The sequence below is a fragment of the Pseudomonas monsensis genome, from assembly GCF_014268495.2.
GTDB classification, from domain to species: Bacteria; Pseudomonadota; Gammaproteobacteria; order Pseudomonadales; family Pseudomonadaceae; genus Aquipseudomonas; species Aquipseudomonas monsensis.
On the sequence record NZ_CP077087.1, the window covers coordinates 1,177,702 to 1,203,974 of the forward strand.

The following is a 26,273-nucleotide window of genomic DNA, read 5'->3' on the forward strand; positions in this document are numbered from 1 at the left end:
CCGATTCCGCAGGAGCCGAAGCAGGCTGCGATCTTTGCTTTTGTGAAAACCGGTGCTAGGTTTAGCCCACCGCCCGTGTAGCTCAGCCGGTAGAGCAGCGCACTCGTAACGCGAAGGTCGCAGGTTCGATTCCTGTCTCGGGCACCACTTCCCTTATTTCACTTTGCGGCTCAGGTCCTCGACGGTACGTTTGAGCTGATCCATTGCACGATCCTGATCGTTGATCTTCTGTTTCAGACTTGAAATCTCGCTGTTGTTCGAGTTGGAGCTGGAACCGCTGTTGCGCTTGAGGTCTTCGACCTGGCGACCGAGGGTCTCCAGTTGGCGATCCTGCTCCTTGAGCTTGTTCTTCAGGTCGTCGACTTCTTTACTGCCGGCGCTCGAGCTGGAACCGCTGCTGCGTTTGAGTTCTTCAATCTGGCGTGACTGGTCACGGACGGTATCGCGGATCTTTTGCAGTTCATCAATGCTGATATCGCTTTTGATGACAACCTCTTTGCCGTAATCGTTGTGAATCAATGAAACTTTGTCGCCGTAGGAGGAACTGCTGGTGCTCAGTTCCAGCGCCATGGCGCTTGCCGGCAGCATCATGGCGGCGAGCAAGGTACTGGCAGACACAATGGAGCAAATCTTCGAAAAGCTGCGCATCACTGGTTTTCCTTGTGAACAGCGAGAGTGGGTGCCGAAGTGGCACAACGCTATGACTTGGAAAGCGGATTTATGTTCCGCAAGTCAACTTTTTGCGCCTGAGATGTAAAGAGCCGTGTAATTCGTCATGCAAACGTCCTATATTCGGTGCCTGCATGAGCATCGCCCAGCAGTTTTCAGATGATCCCGAATGGTTCCGAAGGCCGGACAATCCGCGTCAGAGAGATCCTTGATGATCCAGATCCATCCTCCATTCTTACGATCAGCGAGAACGCCATGACCGAATTAACTCAAGAGCAACGTCACGAACTAGCGCTGGAAAAATACATTCTGGACGTCCCTGACCTGAAAGAAGAGATCAAGGACCTGAGTCCCGATGATCAGAAGGACCAGATCCAGTGGGCATTCGAAGACGAAGCCGAAGCCCAGGGGTTGCAGCCGTGGGAGCTGACACTGAAATACACCAGCACCCCTGAAGAATTCGAGGCACAGCGCCTCGTGCTGCACAAAGAGGCGGCCGAAGTGCTGGGTGTCGAGTGGGACGAGTACTGCGAGATGAACAATCTCGTCGTATAAAAGCAGCTACGAGTTTCAAGCGGCAAGTCAAAGCAAAAGCGCTGTGGCTTGCAGCTTGTAGCTTGAAACTTGCCGTTGCTGTCAAAGGCTCAAGCGCATCGACAGATCCACCGCTTTGACATCCTTGGTCATCGCGCCGATCGAGATGTAATCCACCCCGGTTTCGGCGATCGGCAGCAACGTGCTTTCGTTGATGCCGCCGCTGGCTTCGAGTTTCGCCTTGCCGCCGTTCAGGCGCACGGCTTCGCGCATGTCGTCCAGGCTCAGCTCATCCAGCATGATGATGTCGGCGCCGGCGGCCAGCGCTTCCTTCAATTCATCCAGGCTTTCCACTTCGATTTCCACCGGCTTGCCCGGGGCAATCTTGTGGGCCGCGCTAATGGCCTGCGGGATGCCACCGCTGGCGGCGATGTGGTTTTCCTTGATCAGGAACGCGTCGTACAGGCCGATGCGGTGGTTGTGGCAACCGCCGCAGGTTACCGCGTATTTCTGCGCCAGACGCAGGCCTGGCAGGGTTTTGCGGGTGTCGAGCAGCTTGACCTGAGTGGCGCCGACGAAATCTGCCAGGTATTGCGCACGTGTCGCCACGCCAGACAGCAGCTGCAGGAAATTCAATGCGCTGCGCTCACCGGTCAGCAGCGAGCGCGCCGGGCCTTCCAGATGAAACAACGGCTGATTGGGCTTGACCCGTTCGCCATCGACCACTTGCCAATGCACCGCGACGCGCGGATCGAGCTGACGAAATACCGCATCGACCCACGCCGTGCCGCAAATGACGGCTGCGTCGCGCGTGATGATGGTGGCTTTGGCCAGGCGTTCGGCCGGGATCAGTTGCGCGGTGATGTCGCCGCTGCCGATGTCTTCGAGCAACGCACGGCGCACGTTGGCTTCGATTTCGGCGGTCAAATCGGCGAGACGTAGATTCGGCATAACGGGCTCCACAAACAAAGTGGTTCGATTATAGGGGCATGGCGCGAGCCAACCCAAGGCGAGAACTCGCGTGCCTGACTGCATCTGGTCGATTTCTTGTGAGTAAAGCCGGTTCAGTCGTGGTCATTGAGAGGGGGCGAGGCATAGGGGAAACCCTGACGGCTATAGCGCCGGGGACGACTTTTGCAAGATAATCCGCCTTGCATTTGACGTCATAGCTTTGACGTCCTGATTGGAACTTGTGGTAGCGGGCCTGCTCGCGAATGCATTCTTTCAATGACATTGATGCGGCTGACACACCGCTCTCGCGAGCAGGTTCGCTCCCACAGGGGCAGAGTTTGCTTGATCGAACGAATCACCGTTTCAGGAGGCTTGGATGCACAACGACGGGAAAGTAGTGCCTTTGTACAAGGCCACTACCGATCAGGCGAATCACTCGCCGCTCGCCCGCCTGCCTGTGATTCTGCTTCAGGTTCGCGACAAGGCTGCCCAGCAACTGCGCCACGGTTTGCAGGAACTGTTCGATAACGCTGACGACACGCTGTTTGAAATGGCCGATCGGGCGCGCAACGACGTCGAGCAGAACATTTTCTTCGAAGCCATGCGCGACCTGCGCCTCAAGCGCAAAAACATCGAGCGTGGTTTTCTCGAACAATTCTTCGAAGCATTCGTCGCCCTGACCCGACACGACGCCACGCACAACGCGCTGTCGGGTTCGCTGATCTACGAAGATTCGGCGCCCCGCACCGATGACATGGAACGCAATGTCGCCGTCGAAACCATGGTTGGCCGGGTGCTCAAGCGTGATGGCTTTGCCCTCGACCAATTGACCCTGCGCCTCAATGCGCTGCTCGACAATACCCTTGACGATCGACACAACCCGCTCGGCCCGGCAATGCTCTGCGAGTACTTTCTGCAGGCCGGACGTAACCTGGGCGTGGAGATCAAGGTCAAGCTGATCCTGCTCAAGCTGTTCGAACGCTATGTGCTGGCCGACACCGAACAATTGTATGCCGAAGCCAATCAGCTGCTGCTCGCCACCGGCGTCTTGCCGCAGTTGAAACCGGCACCGGCGCGCCGGGTAATCGACCGCGCGGTGGCCAGTGTGCACGACGAAGAAAGTGATGATCGGCAGCCGGCGGACGAAGGCGTGCAGGAAGTCTTCAGCGCCTTGCAGGCCTTGTTGGTGCAGGTGCGCGGCAGTGTCGCGCCGACCCTGGAGCCCAGCGCCGCCGCCCAGCCAATTACCACCCGCGACCTGCTGCGGCTGCTCTCACACTTGCAACAGTACGTGCCGGCGCTGGCGGCGCAGGACGACTTCGATCTGCGCAATCAGCTCGAACAACTGCTGACCCGGGTCAGCGTCAGAAGCGGCAAGTCGCGGGTCGTGGACGGCGCCGATGAAGACGTGATCAACCTGATTGCCATGGTCTTCGACTGCATGCTCGAGGATCGCAACCTGCCGGACTCGCTGAAGGCATTGATTGCCCGGTTACAGATCCCGATGCTGAAGGTTGCGGTACTCGACAAGAGTTTCTTCAGCCGCAGCAGCCACCCGGCACGGCGCCTGCTTAATGAAATCGCCGAGGCCGCCATGGGCTGGGGCGATTGCAATGGCGAGGCGCGCGATAGCCTGTACCTGCGCATCGAACAAGTGGTGCAGCGGCTGTTGAGTGATTTTGTCGATGACCCGGCGATTTTCTCCGAGCTGCTCGCCGACTTCCTCGCCTTCACCAGCGATGAACGCCGGCGCAGCGAATTGCTTGAACAGCGTTTGCGCGATGCCGAAGAGGGCCGGGCGAAGACCGAGCTCGCCAGGCGGCGAGTCGAGCAGGCGTTGAACCAGGCACTGTTGGGCAAGGTGCTGCCGCCCACCGTGGTCATGTTTGCGCAGAACGCCTGGAGCAAAGTGTTGATGCTGACCTGCCTCAAGCATGGCGATCGCTCCGCCGAATGGCAGGCCGATGTGCAAACCCTGGAGCAACTGATCTGGAGTGTGCAGCGTCATGACGATGCGGCAGCCGGCCTGCGCTTGCTGGCGCTGGTCCCGGGTCTGCTCAAGTCATTGCGTGACGGTTTGACCAGTTCGGCATTCGACCCGTTTGCCACCAGCGAATTTTTCAGCGAGCTCGAGGCACTGCATGTGCGGGTGCTCGAACCGTCCAGCGAGTCCGCTCAGGCTGAAGGGCCGGAGCTGATCGAAGTCTCGCAGCAGATCGTCCTGCCCGGCGCGGAGGAGGGCACGATGGCGCTTAGCCCGCTACGTCTGGGCCACGACGACGCCAGTGTGCGCCAGGTCGATCAGCTGCGGCCGGGCAGTTGGGTCGTGTTTCAGGAAGATGAAGAGCACACCCTGCGCTGCAAGCTCGCCGCAATCATCGAAGCCACCGGCAAGTATGTGTTTGTCGACCGCACCGGTATGAAAGTCCTCGAACACAGCCGCACCGGGCTGGCCCTTGAGTTCCGCCGGGGGGCGGCACGGGCACTGGACGACACCTTGCTGTTTGACCGGGCGCTCGAGTCGGTGCTGGGCAATCTGCGGCGCCTCAATCGCGCCAAGTGATCGCGCGTCGGGTGCCGATCACGGCATACTGGGCGCAACACAGTCGGCGTTGAAGGAATCGGTATGCAGTTGGATCCCGCTAGCGGGTGGTGTCACGGGGTGCAGGTCTGCCCATCGCCCAACTTCAATGAACGCCCCGCGGGCGAAATTTCCCTGCTGGTGATCCACAACATCAGCCTGCCACCGGCGCAATTCGCCACCGGCAAGGTGCAGGAATTTTTCCAGAATCGTCTGGATGTCACCGAACATCCCTATTTTGCAGGCATCGCCGACCTGCGCGTCTCTGCGCATTTTCTGATCGAACGTGACGGCACGGTGACCCAGTTTGTCTCCTGTCTTGAACGGGCGTGGCATGCGGGTGTGTCGATGTTCGAAGGCCGCGAAACCTGTAATGATTTTTCCGTGGGCATCGAACTCGAAGGCACCGATGATCTGCCCTTTACCGAGGCGCAGTATCAGGCGTTGATCACGCTGACGCGTCAGCTGCAAACAGCATTTCCGGCGATCACCGGCGCTCGCATCTGCGGGCACAGCGACATTGCACCCGGGCGCAAGACCGATCCTGGCCCGGCATTCGACTGGGCGCGTTACCGCGCGGCCCTGGCACAAGAGGAAGGACAATGAGTTTTCTGGTGTTACTGCTGGCGGTCTGGATCGAGAAATTCTCGGCCCTGCGTCATCGGATTCAACGCGATGGCGGATGGATCCGCGAGCTGAACAAACTCGAAACCGGCGCTCGGCTGGCCGACAAACCGTGGCTGATACTGACCATTCTGGTGCTGTTGCCGGTGGCGCTGCTGGGTCTGCTGCTGTGGGTGCTGGAGCCTGTGGCGTATGGCTTGCTGGCATTGCCGGTGCATCTGCTGGTGGTCATCTATGCCCTCGGACGCGGTGATCTGTTGGGCGGCCTCGGACCGTTTCGCGACGCCTGGCGCCGTGAGGATCTGCAAGCGGCGGCCCACGTCGCCAAACGTGACCTGAATATCTGCGCCGACAGTGGCGAGCAATTGCTCGAAAGCGTGCAACGGCACTTGCTGTGGCAGGCCTATCAGAGCTTCTTCGCGGTGATCTTCTGGTATTTCCTGCTCGGCCCGGTGGCGGCGCTGGCCTATCGCTTGTTGGCGCTGGCCGAAGCGCATGGTCAGAACCCGGCATTGGTCGAGCGCGCCGGGCAATTGCGCCATGCCTTCGACTGGGTGCCGGTGCGTCTGCTGGCCGCGAGTCTGGCGCTGGTCGGCAACTTTGTCGCCGTCAGCCGGGTGATGCTGCACGAACTGCTGAACTGGAACATCAGCGCTGCGCAACTGATCGACAAGGTCGGTCTGGCGGCTGGAGAAGTTCCGCCACCGGTGGTCGGACCGGAAGGCATCAACACCCTCGATTGCCTGTGGGAACTGCTGCTGCGGGCGGCGGTGTTGTGGTATGCCGGGTTTGCCTTGTGGACCGTGCTGGTTCACTGATCCTTCGGTGAAAGCACGTGTGGCGCGGGGATTTATCCCCGTTCAGCTGCGCAGCGGCCGCAAATCAAGCACACGCGGTGTGTCAGAAAGTCTGCGGTGTTTGGTTTTAAGACTGCTGCGCAGCCGAGCGGGGATAAATCCCCTCGCCACCGGTCGGTGGTCTGCCGCTGTAGCCGTTAACCTTAAGTTACAAAACCTCCCTTCGATTTGAGCTATACAGAGATGGCGCTCGATAGTGGCTATCTGCTGTCGCCCCGCGCCTGCCAATAAAAACAAGAAAAGCCAAGGGAGACTTCCAGTGAAGAGCTTGCTCTATCCCGCTGTCTCGCTGATGAACCGTCTGAGCTTCGGCATGAAGTTCAGTCTGATCAGCGTGCTGTTCCTGGTGCCGATGCTGGTGACCAATTTCTATCTGGTGCGCGATTCCTATCGTGAGTTCCAGGGTACCCGCGTCGAGCTGCAAAGCCTCGACCTGCTGGGTAGCAGCCTGACCCTGCGCCGGGATCTGGAGACCCTCAACAATCTGGTGCAGATCAACGTCACCCTTGGCCAGTCCGGCAAGGCCGGTAACGTCGAAGCGCAGATCACCACGCTGGAACAAGCGGTGCTGGCGCGCCTGCAAGGGCTGACGGCAATGACCGACGATCCCGAGCAGATCAAGGTGTTCGACGGCAAACGCGATGAAATGATTGCCGCGTTCAAGGCTCAGCAAGCGGAAAACTCACTGCAAAGCAAAAGTGCGCTGATCGGCAAACTGCTGGCGAGTGCGCAGATTTTCAGTCAGATCATCACCAGTCAGGCTGGTCTGAGCCGCGATAACCAAAGCGATATCCGCCAGCTCAGCGAACTGGTCACCCTGATTACGCCGACAGTGACGCAAACCCTTGGCGAAGGCCGGGCCATGGGCTCGTATTCGTTGGGTCAGGGCTTTCTCAACAGTTCTTCGAGCACCCGATTTGATGAATTGCTGGTGCAGATCGAGAAGCTCCAGGCCGAGTACGGCCTGAAGTTGCAGGACGCCCTCGGCTCCAGCAAAGCCGCCAGCGCCGCGCTCAGTGCGCAGGCCGATACCAGCAAGGCGACGTTGAAGCTGGCCAGCGAACTGTTCGAAGAACAGGTGGTGATGGCTGACACCCTCGATGCACCCTGGCAGGCCTTTTATGATCAGGTCACGGCGTTGATGGACAACACCTACCAGCTCAACGAAGCCACATTGAACTACCTCGACACCCAATTGCAGCAGCGTCTGACGCAGAACCGCACGCACATGGTCTTGCAGGCTGTCGCGCTATCGCTGGTGTTTGTGCTGATTTTCTACCTTTACGGCGGCTTCTACGCCTCGACCCGCACCACGCTCAAACGTCTCGGCGCGATGATGGACAAGGTCGCAGCGGGCGACATGACGGTCAATTTCAAAGCCAACAGCCGCGATGAACTGGGTGAGCTGGGCGAAGTGTTCAATGGCACGGTGAGGAAGATTCACGACCTGATCGAGCGCGTCGGCCAGACCGTTGCTGAGGTCGAGCGCCAGGCCGGGCAGGTTGAAAACGTCTCGGCGCAAAGCAATCTGGCAGTGGCCGGGCAGCGCACGCAGATCGAGCAGGTGGCGACGGCGATGAACCAGATGTCGGCCACGTCCATGGAAGTGGCGCGCAGTGCCGCTGCGGCGGTGAGCAGTGCGCACAGCGTCAACGACGAGACCCTCAGCGGTCGCGGCCTGGTCGAGTCACAGCAGGGCAGCATTGCCGCGCTGGCCAGCGAGATTGATCAGTCGGTGCTGGTGATCAACCAGCTGGCCAGCGACAGCCAGTCGATCAGTCGCGTGCTGGAGGTGATCAAGAGCATCGCCGAACAGACCAATCTGCTGGCGCTTAACGCCGCGATCGAAGCGGCGCGCGCAGGCGAGCAGGGCCGTGGTTTTGCCGTGGTCGCCGATGAAGTGCGCACCCTGGCCAAACGCACCCAGCAATCGACCGAAGAAATCGAACAGATGATCGCCAAGCTGCACGGCGGTGTCGGGGCGGCGGTCAAGGCCATGGGGGTCAGCCATCAAATGGCCAACGGCACCGTGGGGCAGTCGGAAAAGGTCCAGCAGGCGCTGGAAAACATCCTCGGTGCGGTGGGCATGATCGTCGATCAGAACCAGCAGATTGCCGCCGCGGTAGAGCAACAGACGGCGGTGGCCCATGACATCGACCAGAACATCGTCGAGATCAACCGTGCCGGCGAGCGCACGGCGCAAGGCGCCCACCAGACCGAAGACGCCAGCCGTGCGCTCTCGGCCCAGGTGGTGGAGCTGAAACAGCTGATCAGCGCCTTTCGTGTGTAGGTAGAACGCTAATCCCGTGTAGGAGTGAGCCTGCTCGCGATGGCGGTGTGCCAAAGAATCAATACTTTGCTGACACACCGCCATCGCGAGCAGGCTCACTCCTACACAGGGGGCAGCGTCTTGTCTGAATTTTTTGTAGTCCTTTTTTACTGATGGTCGTAAGCCAATTCCTGTTTGCCTCCAGTTGCTGGCTTTTTGTCATTCATCAGCCACTATCCTTGCTCAGTTGATCGCCAACCGGAGGCCCCGCTCATGTCCGTCGCAACCTTGGGAATCCAAGGCCGTTGTGCCCATTGCCATACCACGCTTGTGCTCAAGCCCTGGCAACTCAACGCGATCGCAATCAATGAAGCCTTCACCTGCGAGCATTGCCAGAAAACCCTCGAGCTGCGCTGCCCGCAACAGATGAAGCGCTTCAAGTCCCTCGATTCGCTGGCGCTGTTGCGCTTCAGCGCCTCGCTCACGGTGTGCACCGCGTTGCTGGTGGCGTTGGTGATGGAGTGGATTGGCCTGCTCAGTGTCAGCGAGCAACTGAATGCTTCGTTGATTACGATTTTTGTGTACTTCGTGTTCGTGCGTCATGCGCGTCAGCGACAGGATCTGACGCTGATTCTCGACGCGGCCAAGGCCCACGCCGACTGATTACCAGCCGAACACTTCGCAGCTGTTGGCGGTGCTGACGCTGGCCAGTTGTTGCGGGCTGATGTTCATCAGTTCGGCGAGCGCCGCGCAGATCGCCGGCAGATGCGCCGGGCTGTTGCGCTGGCCGGGGAACATGACGGGCGCCATGTCCGGTGAATCGGTTTCCAGCACGATCGACTCCAGCGGCAGCTCGGCCAGCACTCGATGCATGCGCAGCGCTTGCGGCCAGGTGGGGGCGCCGCCCAGGCCCAGTTTGAAACCGAGTTTGATGTATTCGCGCGCCTCTTCACGGCTGCCGGCGAAGGCGTGGATGATCCCGGCGCGTTTGAGCTTGAAGCGTTTGAGTGTGGCAATCGTCGCGGCATGACTGCGGCGCACATGGATCAGCGCCGGCAACGCGAAATCCACCGCCAGTTGCAACTGCGCCTCGAACAACGCCTGTTGCCGCTCGCGGTCGAGGGTTTCGATGAAGTAATCCAGACCGATCTCGCCCACTGCGCACAACTGGCGGTGGCCGCGCCACCGCGCCAGCCAGTCGCCCAGCGTCTGCAAATCCTCGGGGCGATGCTGATCGAGGTACACCGGGTGCAGACCGAACGCCGCGTATAAATCAGGATCGCTCTGCACCAGATCCCACACCCGTTGCCAATTACCCTCATAGACCCCCAGCACCACCATGCGCCGCACGCCGAGGGCGCGGCTTTGCGCCAACAACGCCGGGCGATCGGCGTCGAAGTCGGGGAAGTCGAGGTGGGTGTGGCTGTCGATCAGCTCCACGGCTCAGTCCCGCAAAATGCGCTGCTTGAAGGTACGGGGAATGGCCTGCACACCGGGCTCGTATTCGGCTTGCTCGACGGCGGCCAGTGCCAGTTCCAGCGCCTTGTCGGCGATCAACTGGTGCTGCTGGGCCATGGCGTTGACCGGCAGTGGCAGGAAGTCCAGCAACTGCGTATCGCCGAAGGTGCCGAGGCGCAGCGGACGTGATTTCAGCGGGAAGTCATGCAGCGCGTCGAACACACCTTGCAACAGCACGTAGGAAGTGGTCACCAGCGCATCCGGCAAATGCCCCAGACGTTGCAGGAGTTCTTCCATCAGTTGTTTGCCGCATTCGCGGCTGAAGGATTCGGCATGCTCGACCAGCACTTCACCTTTGAAATCGACCAGGGCCTGTTTGAACCCGGCGGCACGTTCCTGGCTGATGCTCAGCTCGGGGCGGGCGCCGAGCAGGACGATCTGCTTCGGTTGCGGATCGAGCAGGCTCTGGGTCAGGTGCAGGCTGGCTTCGCGGTCGTCGCTGATCACCGAGCAGAAATGCTCCGGTTCCATGACCCGGTCGATGGCGATGATCGGCAGGCCCTTGGCCTGCAACTGGCGGTAGCTGTCGTCACCGGCCGGCAGACAACTGGCGACGATCAACGCATCGCAACGGCGGGCACGGAACAGTTGCAACAACTGGCGCTCGCTGTCCGGCGCATCGTCGGAGCTGGCGATCAACAACTGATAGCCGCGGGCCCGCGCACCTTGTTCCAGCAGTTTGGCAATCCGCGCGTAACTGGGGTTTTCCAGATCCGGCAGAATAAACCCCAACGTGCGCGTATGCCGGCTGCGCAGCCCGGCCGCTTGTGGGTTTGGTGTAAAGCCATGCAGGTCGACCACCGCCCGCACCCGCTCGACGGTCGCGTGACTGATGCGTTGCTGTTCGGCCTTGCCGTTGATGACGTAGCTGGCGGTGGTCACGGACACTCCGGCCAACCGCGCGATATCACTGAGTTTCAACCCGGGATTTCCTTGTTTTTTCGAGCGTGCGCCGAGATTTTCGCCAATCCTACCCGATTAGGGCAGGCGACTATTGTCGCAGCGCATCCGACAAGTTGGACTTCAAGGATGAGACATTATCGAGTAACGTGCCGATCAATCTAGATTAAACGTTTCAGCAGGCGTATTTTCTACGTTTTAGACGCCTTTGGCCGGTTCTGCCGTGAAACCGCCAAAACTGCCCCTGAAAGGGAAGCTGACAAGCGCCTAAGCTGCAACCATTCAAAACAATACCTGGCGTCATCAGGCGCCAAAAAGGAGATCGCATGCTCGAGCTCACTATAGAGCAGATATCCATGGGCCAATCGGCTGTGGATAAACCCGCCGCCCTGCAATTGCTCGCCAATCACCTGGTCGCCGATGGTCTGGTCGCCGACGGCTACCTCGCCGGGCTGCAGGCACGGGAAGCCCAGGGCTCGACCTTTCTCGGTCAAGGTATTGCCATCCCCCACGGCACCCCGCAAACCCGTGATCAGGTATTCGCCACCGGCGTGCGCCTGATGCAGTTTCCCGAGGGTGTGGATTGGGGCGATGGGCAAATCGTTTATCTGGCGATCGGCATCGCCGCCAAATCCGACGAACACCTGCGCCTGCTGCAACTGCTGACCCGTGCGCTCGGCGAGACCGATCTGGGCCAGGCGCTGCGGCGCGCCAGCTCGCCCGAAGCGCTGCTGAAACTGCTGCAAGGCGCGCCGCAGGAACTGGCGCTCGATGCACAGATGATCGGCCTCGGTGTGTCGGCAGACGATTTCGAAGAACTGGTCTGGCGTGGCGCACGTCTGCTGCGTCAGGCCGATTGCGTGAGCAATGGCTTTGCCGGCGTATTGCAGCAAGTCGAAGCGCTGCCGCTGGGCGATGGCTTGTGGTGGCTGCACAGCGAGCAAACCGTGAAGCGCCCTGGCTTGGCGTTCGTCACTCCGGACAAACCGATGCGTTACCTCGGTCAGCCGCTCAGCGGGCTGTTCTGCCTGGCCAGTCTCGGTGAAGCCCATCAGGCCTTGCTCGAGCGTCTGTGCGCGTTGTTGATTGAAGGTCGCGGCCATGAACTGGGCCGCGCCACCAGCAGCCGCAAGGTCCTCGAAGTGCTCGGCGGCGAACTGCCGGCCGACTGGCCGAGCGCCCGTATCGCGCTGGCCAACGCCCACGGTTTGCATGCGCGCCCGGCGAAGATCCTCGCGCAACTGGCGAAGAGTTTCGATGGCGAGATTCGCGTGCGCATCGTCGACAGCCAGGACAGTGCCGTGTCGGTGAAGAGCCTGAGCAAGTTGCTCAGCCTCGGTGCCCGGCGCGGTCAGGTGCTGGAGTTGATCGCCGAGCCGAGCATCGCCGCCGATGCCTTGCCGGCCCTGTTGGCCGCGATCGAAGAAGGTCTGGGTGAAGAAGTCGAACCGTTGCCAGCGGTGAGCCAGCAACGCGAAGTCATTGCCGATATCGCTGAAGTGCTGATCGCGCCGGCGTCCGGCGCTCAATTGCAAGCGATCCCGGCGGCACCGGGCATCGCCATCGGCCCGGCGCACATTCAGGTGCAGCAAGCCATTGATTACCCGTTGCGCGGTGAGTCCGCCGCCGTCGAGCGCGAGCGTCTCAAGCAAGCCCTGAGTGACGTAAGAACTGACATCCAGGGCCTGATCGAACGCAGCAAGGCCAAGGCCATTCGCGAGATTTTCATCACTCATCAGGAGATGCTCGACGACCCGGAACTGACCGACGAAGTCGACACTCGCCTCAAGCAAGGCGAAAGCGCCGAAGCGGCGTGGATGGCGGTGATCGAAGCGGCGGCCAGACAACAGGAGTCGCTGCAGGATGCCCTGCTCGCCGAGCGGGCGGCGGATCTGCGCGACATCGGTCGCCGGGTACTGGCGCAACTGTGTGGCGTGCAAACGGCGAGCGAGCCGGAGCAACCGTACATTCTGGTGATGGACGAAGTCGGCCCGTCGGATGTGGCGCGACTCGATCCGGCGCGTGTGGCGGGGATTCTCACCGCTCGCGGCGGTGCCACCGCGCACAGCGCCATCGTCGCCCGTGCCTTGGGCATCCCGGCACTGGTGGGTGCCGGCGCTGCGGTGTTGTTGCTCAAACCGGGCACGCCGTTGCTGCTCGACGGCCAGCGCGGTCGCCTGCACGTCGACGCCGATGCCGCGACCCTGCAACGCGCTGCCGAAGAACGCGACACCCGCGAGCAACGTCTGAAGATCGCGGCCGAACAGCGTCATCAACCGGCGCACACCATCGACGGTCACGCCGTGGAAGTGTTCGCCAATATCGGCGAAAGCGCCGGGGTCACCGCAGCGGTGGAGCAGGGCGCCGAAGGCATCGGCCTGCTGCGCACCGAACTGATTTTCATGGCCCACCCGCAGGCGCCGGACGAAGCGACTCAGGAAGCCGAGTACCGCCGCGTCCTCGACGGCCTCGCCGGGCGACCGCTGGTGGTGCGTACGCTGGACGTCGGCGGCGACAAACCGCTGCCGTATTGGCCGATCGCCAAGGAAGAAAACCCGTTCCTCGGTGTGCGCGGCATTCGCCTCACGTTGCAGCGTCCGCAGGTCATGGAGGCGCAACTGCGCGCCTTGTTGCGTTCGGCGGACAACCGGCCGTTGCGCATCATGTTCCCGATGGTCGGCAGCGTCGAAGAATGGCGTCAGGCCCGCGACATGACCGAGCGTCTGCGCCTGGAAATCCCGGTTGCCGACCTGCAATTGGGGATCATGATCGAAGTGCCGTCCGCTGCCTTGCTGGCGCCGGTGCTGGCGAAAGAAGTGGACTTCTTCAGCGTCGGCACCAACGACCTGACGCAATACACCCTGGCCATCGACCGTGGTCACCCGACACTCTCGGCCCAGGCCGATGGCTTGCATCCGGCGGTGCTGCAATTGATCGACATCACCGTGCGCGCGGCCCATGCCCACGGCAAATGGGTCGGCGTCTGCGGCGAATTGGCGGCGGACCCGCTGGCGGTGCCGGTACTGGTCGGCCTCGGCGTCGATGAGCTGAGCGTGTCCGGGCGCAGCATCGCCGAGGTGAAGGCGTGCATCCGCGAACTCAGCCTGACCCAGGCGCAAACCCTTGCTCAACATGCCCTCACCGTGGGCAGCGCGAATGAAGTGCGTGCATTAGTGGAGGCCCTGTAATGGCCAAGATTCTCACCCTGACCCTCAACCCGGCGCTGGACCTTACGGTCGAGTTGTCACGCCTGGAGGCCGGTCAGGTCAACCGCAGCGACGAGATGCACACCCACGCCGCCGGCAAAGGTGTGAACGTCGCCCAGGTGCTGGCTGACCTGGGGCATCAATTGACGGTCAGCGGTTTTCTCGGCGAAGACAATCTGCAAGCGTTTGAAACCCTGTTCGCCAGACGCGGCTTTGTCGACGCGTTCATCCGCGTGCCAGGTGAAACCCGCAGCAATATCAAAGTCGCCGAGCACGACGGCCGCATCACCGACATCAACGGTCCGGGACCGGTGGTGGACGCGGCGGCGCAGCAGGCGTTGCTCGAACGTCTGGTGCAGATCGCGCCGGGTCATGACGCGGTGGTGGTCGCCGGCAGTCTGCCTCGTGGCGTGAGCGCGCAATGGTTGCGTGAGTTGATCGAACGGCTGAATCAGCTCGGCCTGAAAGTCGCCCTCGACACCAGCGGCGAAGCGTTGCGCACGGCGTTGCAGGCCAGTCCGTGGCTGATCAAGCCGAACACGGAAGAACTCGCCGATGCGCTCGGTTGCGAGGTGGTGTCCCACGAAGCAGAGGCGCTGGCGGCTGCAGGTTTACACGCCCAAGGCATCGAGCATGTGGTGATTTCCCACGGTGCTGACGGTGTGAACTGGTTCAGCGTCGGCTCGGCGCTGCACGCGACGCCACCGAAGGTCACGGTCGCCAGCACCGTCGGCGCCGGCGATTCGCTGTTGGCCGGCATGCTCCACGGGTTGCTCAACGCCCACACACCCGAGCAAACCCTGCGTACAGCCACGGCGATTGCCGCACTGGCGGTGACGCAGATCGGCTTCGGCATCGACGATGTGGCGCAATTGACGCCGCTCGAACAGGGCGTGCGCGTGCGTCCCCTGACAGAACAATAAGAGGGTTTGTCATGAAATTAGCCATTGTTACGGCTTGCCCGAACGGCATGGTCACCAGTGTGCTGTGTGCGCGTTTGCTCGATGCCGCCGCGCAGCGCCAAGGCTGGAGCACCAGTGTTGAAGTGGTCGATGCGGCGCACCCGGAGCGTGAATTGTCGGCGGCGACCATCGAAGCGGCAGAATGGGTGTTGCTGGTGGCCACCGGCGACATCGACATGACTCGTTTCGTCGGCAAGCGCGTGTTCCGCATTGCCCCGGCGCAAGCGCTGCAGGATGTCGAAGCGGTGCTGCGTCGTGGCGCTGAAGAGGCTGAAGTGTATGTCGCTGCAGAGGCGGCGCCGGCTGTCGCTGCGCCGCGTGCACCGCGCATCGTCGCGATCACTGCCTGCCCGACCGGCGTCGCCCACACCTTCATGGCCGCCGAGGCGTTGCAGCAAACCGCCAAGCGTCTGGGCTATGAGCTGCACGTCGAAACCCAAGGCTCTGTCGGCGCGAAAACCCCGCTCGGCGCCACGGCGATTGCCGAGGCCGACGTGGTGCTGCTGGCGGCGGACATCGAAGTCGCCACCGAGCGTTTCGCCGGCAAGAAAATCTACCGTTGCGGCACCGGGATTGCCTTGAAGCAGTCCGAAGCCACGCTGAAAAAAGCCTTGGCCGAAGGTCAGGTGGAAAGCACCGCGAGTGACGGCAAGGCCCGGGCCAAGCAAGAGAGAACCGGGGTCTACAAACACCTGCTGACCGGCGTGTCGTTCATGCTGCCGATGGTGGTGGCCGGTGGTTTGATGATCGCCTTGTCGTTCGTCTTCGGCATCACTGCATTCAAGGAAGAAGGCACGCTGGCGGCGGCACTGATGCAGATCGGCGGCGAGACCGCGTTCAAGCTGATGGTGCCGCTGCTTGCCGGCTACATCGCCTACTCGATCGCGGATCGTCCGGGCCTGGCGCCGGGGATGATCGGTGGCTTGCTCGCCAGTACGTTGGGGGCAGGGTTCATCGGCGGCATCGTCGCCGGGTTCATCGCCGGTTATGCGGCCAAGGCCATCAGTCGCTACGTCGCCTTGCCGCAGAGCCTTGAAGCGCTGAAACCGATTCTGATCATCCCGCTGTTCGCCAGCCTGTTTACCGGGCTGGTGATGATCTACGTGGTCGGCAAACCGGTCGCCGGCATGCTAGCGGCGCTGACGCATTTCCTCGACAGCATGGGCACCACCAACGCGATTCTGCTTGGCGTGCTGCTCGGCGGCATGATGTGCGTTGACCTCGGCGGGCCGATCAACAAGGCGGCGTATGCGTTCTCGGTGGGGTTGCTGGCGTCGCAGAGTTACGCGCCGATGGCCGCGACCATGGCCGCCGGGATGGTGCCGCCGATTGGCCTCGGCATCGCCACCTTCATCGCCCGCCGCAAGTTCGCCCAGACCGAGCGCGAGGCGGGTAAAGCGGCGCTGGTGCTGGGGCTGTGCTTTATCTCCGAAGGGGCGATTCCGTTTGCCGCCAAGGACCCGCTGCGGGTGATTCCGGCGAGCATTGCCGGCGGTGCGTTGACTGGCGCACTGTCGATGTACTTCGGCTGCAAACTGATGGCGCCACACGGTGGTCTGTTTGTGCTGGCGATCCCGAATGCGATCAACCATGCGTTGCTGTATCTGCTGGCGATTGTGGCGGGGAGCCTGCTGACCGCTGTGGTCTATGCGACGGTCAAGCGCCCGGAATCGGCCGAGCTGGCGATGGAACCCGCCAAAGCCTGACACCGATCTCAGTAAGCGTGAGCCTGCTCGCGATAGCACTCTGTCCAAGACATCAATGTTGACCGACACACCGCCATCGCGAGCAGGCTCACTCCTACAAGAGCAGGTGTCATGGCGGAGTCATACAGCCGTGCTTAAGTTTTCCTTTTTTCAGGGAGAACTCCATGAGCGATTTCAATCTCGGTCGTCGGCGGGTCATGCAAGTGGTCGGTGCCGGTCTGCTGATGCCGGGGCTGGCGCCAGCGGTGATCGCGTCGGTCAAGGATCGGCCGCAACTGACGGACGGCGTGCAGTCCGGCGACCTGCAGGGCGACCGCGCGATGATCTGGAGCCGCAGCGACCGTCCGGCGCGAATGGTGGTCGAGTGGGACACCCGTAGCCAGTTTCGCCACCCGCGCCGGGTGATCTCGGCGCTGGCCGATGCGCGCACTGACTTCACCGCCCGGGTCGAACTGAGCGGGTTGCCCGCCGATCAGGCGATTTTCTATCGGGTGTATTTCAAGGACGCGCAAACCGGCGTCGCCAGCGAACCGTGGCTCGGCCACTTGCGCAGCGCACCGACGGCGCGGCGCAACATCCGTTTCGTGTGGAGCGGTGACACCGTCGGCCAGGGCTTCGGCATCAACCCGGACATCGGCGGCATGCGCATCTACGAATCCATGCGCCTGCGCCTGCCGGACTTTTTTATCCACAGCGGCGACACCATCTACGCCGACGGCCCGGTGCCGGCGCAACTGACCACCGAGGGTGGGCGCATCTGGCGCAACCTCACCACCGAAGCCAAGAGCAAAGTCGCGCAGACGCTGGACGACTATCGTGGCAATTACCGCTACAACCTGATGGACGAAAACGTCCGTCGCTTCAACGCCGAAGTGCCGCAGATCTGGCAGTGGGACGACCACGAAGTGGTCAACAACTGGTCGCCGGGCAAGCAGCTCGACGAGCGTTATCAAGAGAAAGATATCCACACCCTGGTCGGCCGTGCGCGCAAGGCCTGGCTGGAATATTCGCCGATGCGTCTGCAGGCGGCCGATGGCGGCGGGCGGATTTATCGCAAGCTCAGCTACGGGCCGATGCTCGATGTGTTCGTGCTCGACATGCGCAGCTATCGCGGCGCCAACGACGACAATCTCGGCGCGGCCAAGCCGTTTCTGGGGCGTGAGCAACTGGACTGGCTCAAGCGTGGGCTGCAGCGCTCCAAGGCGCAGTGGAAGGTGATCGCCGCCGACATGCCGATCGGCCTCGGTGTGCCGGACGGTGAAGTCAGCCCGGGCGTGGCGCGCTGGGAGGCGGTGGCCAACGGTGACCCCGGCCCGGCTCAGGGGCGTGAACTGGAAGTCGCCGAATTACTCGGTTTTCTGCGGGCGCAGCAAGTGCGCAATTTCGTTTTCCTCACCGCCGACGTGCATTACTGCGCGGCGCATCATTACCATCCGGATCGCGCGGCATTTCAGGATTTCGAGCCGTTCTGGGAGTTTGTCGCCGGACCGCTGAATGCCGGGAGCTTCGGTCCCAATCCGCTGGATAAAACCTTTGGTCCTGAAGTGGTGTTCCAGAAAGCACCTACGGCGCAGAACATGTCACCGTTCGCCGGATTTCAGTTTTTTGGCGAGGTGAACATTGAGGGGCAGAGCGGGGAGATGAGTGTGGTATTGCGGGATTTGAATGGGGTCGCGGTGTTCGAGCAGAAATTGCAGCCGGTTTGAAGATCAAAAACTACCCTCACCCCAGCTCTCCCGAAACCTCGGACCGCCCGGAGGGTGAGGGGGCCGACCGACGTTTCGGGAGGGTTAGGGGGAGGGCATTTTTTATTCGTCGCCATTCTCGTGATTTGCTCCAGTACATCTTCCATCTGCTGCATCACTTCAAGATTACTGAACCGCATAACTTCAATGCCCTGACGTTCCAGAAAAAGCGTCCGACGTTGATCGTGGATCAGGCCCGCCGTTTCATAGTGTTGACCCCCATCCAGCTCAATCGCCAGCTTCAGCTCTACGCAGTAAAAATCCAGGACGTAGGGTGGATACGGAAACTGCCTGCGGAATTTCAGATTGGCGATCTGCCGTGACCGAAGCTTTTGCCAAATCAATTGTTCGCAGTTGGTTTGGTTGGCGCGTAACTGGCGGGCAAACTGAGCGAGAGTGAGGCGATTTTGCATGCTTCACGATCCTTGTGAAGTGGCTGGAAATCTCACTGTAGCCGAGGCCCCTCACCCCAGCCCTCTCCCGGAGGGAGAGGGAGCCTACGGAGTTGTGTCGAGTTGTTCATCGACCTGAACGACCGAGTCGATTATGGATTCGGTGAAGCACCTTCGGGTCGGCGTGTTTATCAGGCATCCCCCAATCAGCCCCCTCTCCCTCCGGGAGAGGGGGCCTACGGAGTTGTGTCGAGTTGTACATCGACCTGAACGACCGGGTCGATTATGGATTCGGTGAAGTACTTTAAGGCCGGTGTATTGCTACAGCATCCCGCGATCAGCCCCCTCTCCCTCCGGGAGAGGGGGCCTACGGAGTTGTGTCGAGTTGTTCATCGACCTGAACGACCGAGTCGATTATGGATTCGGTAAAGCACCTCGGGTCGGCGTATTTATCAGGCATCCCCCAGTCAGTCCCCTCTCCCTCCGGGAGAGGGTTAGGGTGAGGGGTTCTTTGGTTGTGTCAGTACACGTCGCGGCGGTAGCGGCCTTGTTCGATCAGCCGCTCGACTTCGGCTGCACCCAATACGTCGTTGAGCACTTGATCGACGCCGGAGGCCATGCCCTGCAGGCTGCCGCAGATGTAGATCACCGCACCCTCGGCCAGCCATTTTTTCAGTTCGTCAGCGGATTCGCGCAGGCGATCCTGCACATAGATCTTCTGCGCCTGATCCCGGGAAAACGCCAGGTCCAGTCGCGCCAGATCGCCATTGATCAACCACTCTTCCAGCTCTGCCCGGCAGAGGAAATCGTGTTCGCGATTGCGCTCGCCAAACAGCAGCCACTGGCGCTGTTGACCGTCGGCAATCCGCGCCTTGAGCAAGCTGCGCAGCCCGGCGAGTCCGGTGCCGTTGCCGAGCAGAATCATCGGCACCGGCGCGTTCGGCAGATGGAAACCGCTGTTGCGACGTACGCGCAAACTGATGCTGCCGCCCACCGGGGCATGCTCGGTCAGCCAGCCGGAACCGATGCCAAGGCGGCCATCGGCATGCTGTTCCTGGCGCACGATCAGCTCCAGCACACCGTCGGCGGCAATCGAGGCAATCGAGTATTCACGCATGGCCAGCGGCACCATGGCATCGACCAGCGCCTGGGCGTGCAGGCCGACCAGATGTGCGCGATGTTCAGGCAACTGGCGCGAGGCGAGGGCGACGTCCAGCGGCTCTTCGAGGCCATTGATCTTCACTCGGGTTTCGCCACGAATGCCGAGACCGTCGAGGAAATGCTCGACCGCCCATGCACAATTGCGCGGCAGCACTTCCACCAGATCGCCGGCCAGCCAACTGCTGGTGCTCGGTGCGCTCAGGCCCAGCAGGTAGACCGGTGAGCCGCTGCTGTCGGGGTTCATCAGTTCGCGGCGCACCAGCGTCCAGTTTTCGTAGCTCGGCGCCTGCCAGGTGTCGACCGGCGCTTGTCCGGTGATCAGGCCGAGCTGAGTCTGCCAGTGACGCAGGGCGTAGGGGTCGCCGCTGTCGACTTCGACCGGGGCGAACAAAGTCTTGCCGCCTTGCTCGCTCAGCCATTGATGCAGGCGTCGGGCGAAGCCGCAGAAGTGCGCGTACTGGCGGTCACCCAGACCCAGTACGGCGTAGTTCAGCCCATCAAGATTCGCGGCGTTGCGCAGAACCTTGCGTTCAAACCCACGGGCGCTGTCCGGTGCTTCGCCATCGCCAAAGGTGCTGACGACGAACAGCGCATGGGGCGATTCGCGCAGATCCTGCTGGCTGACATTCGCCAGCGGCAGCACCTTCGCCGGCAATCCCGCCGCCTGCAGTTGACCGGCGGTCTGCCACGCCAGTTGTTCGGCGAAACCGCTCTGGCTGGCGAAGCCGATCAGCCACGGCGAGCCATCGCCGGTCGGTTGGGCGAGGCCTTGGCGCGCGTCCTGGATCTGTTTTTTCTTGCGGCGGCGATCCAGATACAGCAGCCAGCCAGTGATGAAAAACAGCGGCATGCACACGGCAGCGAGGGTGATGATGATTCGCCCGACGAGGCCGAAATAGCTACCGACGTGCAGCGCGTAAATGCTGGTCAGCAGTTGTGCCTTGAAGCTCTTGTCGGCGTAGCGGTCGACGCGTTTGACCACGCCGGTGGCCGGGTCGAGGGTGATCTGGTTCAGCGCGCGATCGTGCGGCGAGCTGTCGAGCAGATAGAACACGGTCGCTGGCTGGCCCGCGACGGCCGGCATGCGGATGTTGTAGGCGGCCAGGCCCGGGCCGGCGGCGCTGTAGATGCTGCTCCACATCGCCGCGTAATCGGCGGTCGGTGCCGGGCCGTCCGGTGCCGGGCCGCGACCACCGCGCACGCGCTCGTTCTGCGGCGCGTCGGAGAGTAATTTGGTCAGGCCTTTGTTGTACCACTCGTACGACCACGACAACCCGGTCAGCGCCAGTAGCAGATAGACCAGCAAGCACCAGGTGCCGGCCACCGAATGCAGATCCCAGTTGAAGGCGCGGCCCTTTTTCTGCCAGTCGAGGGTCAGCCACACGCGCCAGCTGTTCCACTGGCGCGGCCAGCGCAGGTACAGGCCGGAGAGGCAGAAGAACAACAGGATCAGGGTGCAGGCGCCGGTGATGTTACGCCCGGTGTCGCCCATGGCGAGGAAACGGTGCAGTTGCAGCATCAGGCCAAAGAAATCCTGGCCGACGGCATTGCCCATGAACTCGCCGGTGTACGGATCGAAGTAGCGCATCTCGCCACGCCGCTCGCCTTTGGGCGGGGTGAAGAACACTTTGGCTGCGTTGCCGCTGTCGGTTTCGACCCAGAGCATCGAGACTTTCTTGCCGGACGTGGCTTCGATGCGCTCGACCAGTTCAACGGGCGGCAGGACGCCGGCAACGTGTTTTTCCACCTGCAGCACGGAAGGGTTCAGCGCCCGCAGGATTTCGTCCTGAAACGAATAGGCCGCGCCGGTGATGCCCATCAGCGCCAGTACCAGGCCTGCGGTGATGCCAAAAAACCAGTGCAACTGGAACAGGGTTTTCTTCAACACGTCACTCGTCGTCCGTTCGAAAGTTGTTTTCACGGCGCGCATTATGCCGTGGGTTATCGAGAAGCGTTCTTTATTACGCACAAAAGCCCCGTTCAATGGAATGAACGGGGCCAAGCCTTTTGATCACATCACCTGTGGGAGCGAGCTTGCTCGCGAATGCAATCTGTCAGTGACATGAAGGCTGACTGACCCAGCGCTTTGGCGAGCAAGCTCGCTCCCACAGGTTCCACCTTGCTTAGAAGTGGAAGTTGGTGCTCAACAGCGCCGTACGCCCCGCCGCCTGGTTGGCGAAGTGAGTCGAGAAGGCTTTGTCGTAATAGGTTTCGTTGGTCAGGTTCTGCACGTTGAGTTGCAGGTCGACGTTCTTGGTCAGCTTGTAGGCGGCCATCGCGTCATAACGTACATACGAATCGACCATCGTGGTGTTGGCCACGCTGCCGTACACGTCGTCGACGTAGAACGCGCCGCCCCCGAGGGTCAGCTTCGGCGTGACCTGATAAGTGGTCCACAGGCTGGCGCTGTTTTTCGGCGTGTTCGGCAGTTCGTTGCCATCGTTGGCCTTGCCCATCGGGCCGCCGTCGACTTGTTCGCTGTCCATGAACGCGTAGCCGGCGAACACTTGCCACTTGTCAGTGATTTTGCCGCTGGCCGACAGCTCGATACCTTGCACGCGGGTCTTGCCGGCGTTCTCGTACGAGCTGGTGTCGACTTGTACGCGAGCGTTCTCTTTCTCGGTGCGGAAGATGTCGGCCGTCAGCGACAGGCGATCATTGAGCAGATCCCACTTGGTGCCGATTTCATAGTTCTTGGTGGTTTCCGGCTCCATGTCGCTGCTCAGCAGGTTGCCGCTGCGATCCGTGGTGCCGCCCAGCGGGTTGCCTTCCTGGCCTTCGCCCAGGGTGTTGCCCGGTGGCGTGGCGGAGGTGGCATAGGAGGCGTAGATGCTGCCGTTTTCCGCAGGCTTGTAGACGACGCCGAACTGACCGGTGACGAACTCGCTGGTGTCATCGCCCTTGGACGTGGTGGTGCCGGCAGCGTTGTAGGTTTTGTAGTCGGTGTCGAAGTGGTCGTAACGCAGGCCCATGTTCACCAGCCACTGCTCGTTCAACTCCAGCGTATCGAACACATACAGCGCGTAAGTGTTGGCCTGGGTGTCGGTGCCGGCGTAGTTGCGCGAGATCGCGCCGTTCCACGGATCGTTCGGGTTCGGGTTCGACAGCGAGGTGCAGTTGTAGCCGCTGGACGCGCCGATCATCGACGGGGTGCAGTTGCTGGTCGCGGCGCTGGTGCGCGGCGTAGTGTCAGTATTGACGTTGTATGAAGACTTCTGACTTTCCTCTCGGGTGTATTCGACGCCGGTGGAGAAGCTGTTCTTGAAGCCGGCGACGTAGAAGTTACCGAACAGGTCAGTCTGGTTGGTGGTGGTCTCGGTGTTGCTCACCCGGGTATTCGCCCGACGCCAGAGGCTGCCATTGTTGACGTTGCCCTTGCTGTCGTCCGGCTGGGTGAGGATGTAATCCTGCATGCTGGTGCCGTGGCGCAGGGTGTTCTTGATGGTCAGCGAATCGCTCAGGTCATGCTCGATGGCGAAGGTCGCGGTGTCGGTGCGGCCCTTGCGGAAGTCGCGATCCAGACCGTAGAAGTTGCTGTGATCGCCACCGGCGTATGGCTTGTCCGGGTTGGACTTGGTGCGTGCAGCCGAACCGCCAGCCGGGATGGTGTACGGGATGCCCGAATCCGGGGTGTCATTGCTTTCGAGGTGGTAGTAATCGAGGTTGACGCGGGTGTCGGTGCCCAGACCGAACGCCAGCGACGGGGCGATGCCCCAGCGGTCGTAGTCGACCTTGTCGCGACCGGCGACGTTGCTTTCGTGGCTCATCAGGTTCAGCCGGCCAGCAGCGGTGTCGCTGAACTGGTAGTTGCCGTCGAGGGTGTAGCGCTGGGTCTGGTCGGAGCCCCAGGTGAAGCCGCCGTCGAACGAATTGCCCAGGTGCGCTTTCTTGCTCACCAGGTTGATGCTGCCGCCCGCCGCGCCGCGACCGCCAATGGCAGAGTTCGGGCCCTTGCTGACTTCGATGTTTTCCACGGCGAAGATCTCGCGGCTCTGCGAACCGGTATCGCGCACGCCGTCGAGGTAGGTGTCGCCTTGGGCGTCAAAGCCGCGAATGAACGGGCGATCGCCCTGCGGGTTGCCGCCTTCACCGGCGCCGAAGGTGATGCCCGGCACGGTGCGCAGGGCGTCCTGCATGTTCAGCGCGCCGGTGTCTTTCAGGACTTGTTGCGGGATGACGGTGACCGAGCGCGGCGTGTCGACCAGCGGTGCGGTGTACTTGGGCGAGGAGGCTTTCTCGACCTGGTAGGACGTCGAATCCTGGGCTTCGCCCGTGATCGAGGTGGCGTCCAGGGCGATGGCATTGCCGGTGGCTTTGCTGTCGGTTTTTTCTGCGGCGAACACCATGTGACCAGCGGAGCCGGCGGTGATTGCCACACCGATTGCAGAGGCGAGCAGACGTGGTGAACTGACCGGTAATTGTGCGTGTTGACGTGCCATTTTTATTCCCCTCCCCAAGGATTTGAGGCGGCGGAATATAGGGTAAACAGGTATTCGTATCAATTGCGAAACATTGTTATTCGCACTGAATTTACATTCTTTACAATTTAACCTTACGGTTTTTGCCAGTTCATTCGTCTCTCGGGTTTTACACAGTCAATAAGAATCAATACCATTGCCGCCTCTTTGCCATCAGGTGACATTGCCATGCTGCTGCACATCCCCGGACTGTTCGCGAAAGACGAAGTGCAGCGTATCCGCGAGGCGCTGGAGCAGGCCGATTGGGCTGATGGCAAGATTACCGCCGGCTTCCAGTCGGCCAAGGCGAAGCACAATCTGCAACTGCCCGAAGGTCATCCGCTGGCCAAGGAAATCGGCGCGGCGATGCTGGAGCGGTTGTGGAAAAACCCACTGTTCATGTCCGCCGCGTTGCCGCACAAAGTCTTCCCGCCGTTAGTGAACTGTTACACGGCCGGCGGCAGTTTCGATTTCCACATCGACAACGCCGTGCGCCAGCCCAAGGGCAGCATCGAACGGGTGCGCACCGATCTGTCGGCCACGCTGTTCTTCAGCGAGCCTGAGGATTACGACGGCGGCGAGCTGGAGATTCAGGACACTTTCGGCACGCAACGGGTGAAGTTGCCGGCCGGCGACATGGTGTTGTACCCCGGCACCAGCCTGCACAAGGTCAATGCCGTCACGCGTGGCGCACGCTATGCCTCGTTCTTCTGGACGCAAAGCCTGGTGCGCGAAGACAGTCAGCGTGCGTTGCTGTTAGAGATGGACGGGGCGATCCAGCAACTGACCCGGGACATGCCTGATCACCCTGCGTTGATCCGCCTTACCGGCACGTATCACAACCTGCTGCGGCGCTGGGTCGAGGTATGAGTTTTCAACTCCGCCGCGAGGAAGTCCTCGACGCTGCGCAACTCAGCGCCATGCTCGAAGAAAGCCCGGCCCGTGCCGCGCAGGCGATTTTGCTGGCGGCGGGTGAGGGTGAAGTTGAGGCGCAGGCATTGCTCGGGCAAATCCTGCTCGACGGTCAGGGCATCGCCCAGGATCAACCGCTGGCACTGCGCTGGTTCGGCATCGCTGCCGGGCAAGGTCACCTGATGGCGCGCAACATGCTCGGGCGCTGCCACGAGCACGGTTGGGGCTGTGCGGCGGATGCGGCAATTGCGGCGCAGCATTATCGGATCGCAGCGAATGCCGGGCTGGATTGGGCGATGTACAACCTGGCCAATCTGTTGGCGACCGGGCGTGGGGTGGCGGTGGACCATCTGCAGGCGCTGGCGCTGTATCGGCGCGCGGCTGAATGGGGCCATGCGAAATCAATGAATCTGCTGGGGCGATATCTGGAAGAAGGGCAGGTGTGCCCGGCGGATCCTGCTGCGGCACGTGAGTGGTATCGACGTTCGGCTGAGGGCGGGGATTTTCGCGGGCAGTTCAGTTTCGCGGCGGTGTTGGCGGGGGAAGGGCGGATTGATGAGGCGCTCGATTGGCTTGAGAAAGCCTTGGCCGGCGGCAATCTGAATTTTCTGCGGGTGGCGAGTCAAACACTGTCGAGTGCGCCCGATCCCAGAATCCAAGGGATGGCTGCGCAGTTCGCGATTCGATATGCAGAGTTGCAGCGCGTCTGAATTCGCAAGCCCTCACCCTAACCCTCTCCCGGAGGGAGAGGGGACTGATTGGGGAATGCTTGAGAGGTGCGCCGACCTGAATGTGCTTTACCGAATCCATAATCGACGCGGTCTTTGCG

The 26,273-nt window shown here is 61.5% G+C and carries 18 protein-coding genes, 1 tRNA gene and 2 pseudogenes; 14 read left to right on the forward strand and 7 right to left on the reverse strand.

Going from position 1 to position 26,273, the window contains the following annotated elements; all coding sequences use genetic code 11:
- The first annotated feature begins 71 nt into the window (after nucleotides 1-71).
- A tRNA-Thr gene (locus tag HV782_RS04955) sits at nucleotides 72-147 on the forward strand.
- A 6-nt stretch (nucleotides 148-153) separates the two neighbouring features.
- Here HV782_RS04955 and HV782_RS04960 read toward each other — a convergent pair.
- Nucleotides 154-648 (reverse strand): hypothetical protein, encoded by a 495-nt coding sequence (locus HV782_RS04960; protein ID WP_128615781.1) that lies wholly within the window; start codon nucleotides 646-648, stop codon nucleotides 154-156.
- A gap of 276 nt (nucleotides 649-924) precedes the next feature.
- Between HV782_RS04960 and HV782_RS04965 the strand changes: the two genes are divergently transcribed.
- Nucleotides 925-1,224 carry a DUF6388 family protein gene (locus HV782_RS04965; protein ID WP_122662506.1) on the forward strand — a complete coding sequence of 100 codons (300 nt, stop codon included), beginning with the start codon at nucleotides 925-927 and terminating at the stop codon, nucleotides 1,222-1,224.
- Nucleotides 1,225-1,305: 81 nt separating this feature from the next.
- Here the strand turns inward: HV782_RS04965 and nadC are convergent, their stop codons facing one another.
- A complete protein-coding gene (gene nadC / locus HV782_RS04970) occupies nucleotides 1,306-2,154 on the reverse strand; it encodes a carboxylating nicotinate-nucleotide diphosphorylase (RefSeq protein ID WP_123464548.1) in 849 nt (282 codons plus the stop codon).
- Between the two features lie 376 nt (nucleotides 2,155-2,530).
- Between nadC and HV782_RS04975 the strand changes: the two genes are divergently transcribed.
- The 6 genes and pseudogenes from HV782_RS04975 to HV782_RS04995 all read left to right on the forward strand — a co-directional run bounded on the left by HV782_RS04975 (nucleotide 2,531) and on the right by HV782_RS04995 (nucleotide 9,148).
- A complete protein-coding gene (locus HV782_RS04975; protein WP_186746274.1) occupies nucleotides 2,531-4,717 on the forward strand; it encodes a DUF1631 domain-containing protein in 2,187 nt (728 codons plus the stop codon).
- A 63-nt stretch (nucleotides 4,718-4,780) separates the two neighbouring features.
- On the forward strand, nucleotides 4,781-5,341 hold the full coding sequence (gene ampD / locus HV782_RS04980; protein ID WP_123464552.1) for a 1,6-anhydro-N-acetylmuramyl-L-alanine amidase AmpD: 561 nt from the start codon (nucleotides 4,781-4,783) through the stop codon (nucleotides 5,339-5,341).
- A complete protein-coding gene (gene ampE, locus HV782_RS04985; RefSeq protein WP_123464553.1) occupies nucleotides 5,338-6,177 on the forward strand; it encodes a regulatory signaling modulator protein AmpE in 840 nt (279 codons plus the stop codon). Before ampD ends, ampE begins: the two co-directional genes overlap by 4 nt.
- A gap of 1,267 nt (nucleotides 6,178-7,444) precedes the next feature.
- Nucleotides 7,445-7,648 (forward strand): annotated as a pseudogene (locus HV782_RS28935) (HAMP domain-containing protein); the annotation flags it as partial.
- A 153-nt stretch (nucleotides 7,649-7,801) separates the two neighbouring features.
- A complete protein-coding gene (locus HV782_RS28940) occupies nucleotides 7,802-8,506 on the forward strand; it encodes a methyl-accepting chemotaxis protein (RefSeq protein ID WP_437180219.1) in 705 nt (234 codons plus the stop codon).
- A 252-nt stretch (nucleotides 8,507-8,758) separates the two neighbouring features.
- Nucleotides 8,759-9,148: a hypothetical protein gene (locus HV782_RS04995; RefSeq protein WP_123464557.1), complete on the forward strand. Its 390-nt coding sequence runs from the start codon at nucleotides 8,759-8,761 to the stop codon at nucleotides 9,146-9,148.
- Here the strand turns inward: HV782_RS04995 and HV782_RS05000 are convergent, their stop codons facing one another.
- Together HV782_RS05000 and cra are read right to left on the reverse strand one after the other, a co-directional pair.
- The gene (locus HV782_RS05000; protein WP_123464559.1) at nucleotides 9,149-9,925 is read right to left on the reverse strand and encodes a TatD family hydrolase; all 777 of its coding nucleotides are present in this window, start codon (nucleotides 9,923-9,925) and stop codon (nucleotides 9,149-9,151) included. It lies immediately after the preceding gene.
- 3 nt (nucleotides 9,926-9,928) lie between these two features.
- Nucleotides 9,929-10,924, reverse strand: a complete 996-nt coding sequence (gene cra, locus HV782_RS05005; protein ID WP_128615776.1) for a catabolite repressor/activator — start codon at nucleotides 10,922-10,924, stop codon at nucleotides 9,929-9,931.
- A gap of 305 nt (nucleotides 10,925-11,229) precedes the next feature.
- On the opposite strand from cra, the gene ptsP reads away from it, so the two are divergent.
- The 4 genes from ptsP (at nucleotide 11,230) to HV782_RS05025 (ending at nucleotide 18,483) form a co-directional block, all read left to right on the forward strand.
- Nucleotides 11,230-14,091, forward strand: coding sequence for a phosphoenolpyruvate--protein phosphotransferase (gene ptsP, locus HV782_RS05010; protein ID WP_123464564.1), 2,862 nt, complete (start codon nucleotides 11,230-11,232; stop codon nucleotides 14,089-14,091).
- Entirely contained in the window at nucleotides 14,091-15,032 is a 942-nt protein-coding gene (gene pfkB, locus HV782_RS05015; protein ID WP_186746270.1) for a 1-phosphofructokinase, read from the forward strand. Before ptsP ends, pfkB begins: the two co-directional genes overlap by 1 nt.
- An 11-nt stretch (nucleotides 15,033-15,043) precedes the next feature.
- Nucleotides 15,044-16,777, forward strand: coding sequence for a PTS fructose-like transporter subunit IIB (locus HV782_RS05020; RefSeq protein WP_186746268.1), 1,734 nt, complete (start codon nucleotides 15,044-15,046; stop codon nucleotides 16,775-16,777).
- A 164-nt stretch (nucleotides 16,778-16,941) separates the two neighbouring features.
- Nucleotides 16,942-18,483, forward strand: a complete 1,542-nt coding sequence (locus HV782_RS05025; protein ID WP_186746266.1) for an alkaline phosphatase D family protein — start codon at nucleotides 16,942-16,944, stop codon at nucleotides 18,481-18,483.
- 86 nt (nucleotides 18,484-18,569) lie between these two features.
- On the opposite strand, the pseudogene HV782_RS05030 reads toward HV782_RS05025, so the two are convergent.
- The 3 genes and pseudogenes from HV782_RS05030 to HV782_RS05040 all read right to left on the reverse strand — a co-directional run.
- Nucleotides 18,570-18,935 (reverse strand): annotated as a pseudogene (locus HV782_RS05030) (endonuclease domain-containing protein); the annotation flags it as partial.
- A 499-nt stretch (nucleotides 18,936-19,434) separates the two neighbouring features.
- On the reverse strand, nucleotides 19,435-21,963 hold the full coding sequence (locus HV782_RS05035) for a PepSY domain-containing protein (protein WP_186746264.1): 2,529 nt from the start codon (nucleotides 21,961-21,963) through the stop codon (nucleotides 19,435-19,437).
- A 235-nt stretch (nucleotides 21,964-22,198) separates the two neighbouring features.
- The gene (locus HV782_RS05040; protein WP_186746262.1) at nucleotides 22,199-24,514 is read right to left on the reverse strand and encodes a TonB-dependent receptor; all 2,316 of its coding nucleotides are present in this window, start codon (nucleotides 24,512-24,514) and stop codon (nucleotides 22,199-22,201) included.
- Nucleotides 24,515-24,721: 207 nt separating this feature from the next.
- Between HV782_RS05040 and HV782_RS05045 the strand changes: the two genes are divergently transcribed.
- Together HV782_RS05045 and HV782_RS05050 are read left to right on the forward strand one after the other, a co-directional pair.
- Nucleotides 24,722-25,402: a Fe2+-dependent dioxygenase gene (locus tag HV782_RS05045; protein ID WP_186746260.1), complete on the forward strand. Its 681-nt coding sequence runs from the start codon at nucleotides 24,722-24,724 to the stop codon at nucleotides 25,400-25,402.
- A complete protein-coding gene (locus HV782_RS05050) occupies nucleotides 25,399-26,154 on the forward strand; it encodes a tetratricopeptide repeat protein (protein ID WP_186746258.1) in 756 nt (251 codons plus the stop codon). Before HV782_RS05045 ends, HV782_RS05050 begins: the two co-directional genes overlap by 4 nt.
- Nucleotides 26,155-26,273: the final 119 nt, after the last annotated feature.